This window comes from Methylobacterium sp. WL9 (assembly GCF_008040035.1).
GTDB lineage: Bacteria > Pseudomonadota > Alphaproteobacteria > Rhizobiales > Beijerinckiaceae > Methylobacterium > Methylobacterium thuringiense.
On the sequence record NZ_VRVE01000180.1, the window covers coordinates 1 to 1,267 of the forward strand.

The 1,267-nt window shown below is 75.5% G+C and carries 1 protein-coding gene; it reads right to left on the bottom strand.

All coding sequences use genetic code 11. From position 1 onward, the window contains the following. On the bottom strand, positions 1 to 1,267 hold a 1,267-nt coding region (locus FV217_RS22330; RefSeq protein WP_281407189.1), incomplete at both ends, for a 3'-5' exonuclease.

Sequence of the window (1,267 nt, forward strand, 5' to 3'; positions counted from 1 at the left end):
GGCCGTCGGCGGCCGAGAGCGCGCCCGAGGGGCTAACCGGTGGCGCCGGTTCGCGCTCCGGCGCGGCCCGGCGGTGGAGCCAGTCCGGAAGGCGCGCGTCGGCGACGGATGACGCCGACCCCTCTTCGGGCGCGGTCAGGCCGGCCGTGCCGTCGCGCCAGAGCGTGACCGGTCCGTGACCGGTTTCCAGGGTCTCGCCCGGCCCGAGGCCGCGCTCCAGGCCGATCCGCACCATCTCGCACCACGAGGCCGGCGTTTCGAGGGTGGCACCGCGATAGGGGGCGATCACGAGGTGGTCTGCCGCCCGGGTCATCGCGACGTAGAGCAACCGGTTGTGTTCTTCGCGAGAACGGGCGTGCAGGGTCTCGCGGGCCTCCGCCGTCGCGGACGAATCCTGCATGCGGCCCGAGACCCAGACCGGCAGCAGCGGGTCGCCGCCCGGTGCGGCTCCGAGCGCGAGCAGCGGCGGGTCGTTGCGCCCGAGCGGCTCGCAGCCGTCGATCACCACGACGAGGGGCGCCTCAAGGCCCTTGGCGCCGTGCACGGTCATCACCCGGACCTCGTTGCGGCCGGATTCCATGTCGCGCTTGACGGTATGGCCGGATTCGCCCCGGCCGGGCCGCGCGACGTAGCGGGCGAGGAAGGCGTCGAGGCTCGGCGCATCGCTGCCGCCCTCGAACGCCTGGGCGGCTGCGAGAAACACGTCGATGGCGTCGCCCGCCTCGCCGCCGAGCCGGGACACCAGCGCCCTGCGGCCGCCGAGCGGCCCGAGCAGCGCGGCGTAGAAGCCGAACGGCCCCTCCGCCGCCGCGAGCCCGATCCAGGTCGCGAGCTTGTCGAGGCCGAGCCTGGCCGCCGCGTTGCCGCCCGCGGCATGGCGTGTGAGCGCGTCTTCCAGCGTCTCCGCCTCGGGGCGGCGGCTCGCGATGGTCACGAGGTCGTCGTCGGTGAGCCCGACCAGCGGCGTCTTGAGGGCGGTGGCGAGGGTCAGGTCGTCGGCCGGGAGCAGCCCGGCCCGGCCGGCCGCCACGAGATCGAGCACGGCGATGTGGCCGGCCATCTCGAGCCGGTCCTGGCCCGCCACGGGCACGCCATGACCCTTCAGCGCCCGGATCACCTCCTCGAAGGCCGCCGAGCGCTTGCGCACCAGGATCAGCACGTCCCCCGGCCGCCAGACCCGGCCGCAGACGTCGCCCGTGGTGGTCCAGGCGCGCACCGCGGCAGCGATGCGCCGGGCCACCGCGATCGGCGGGGCGTTGGCCTCGGG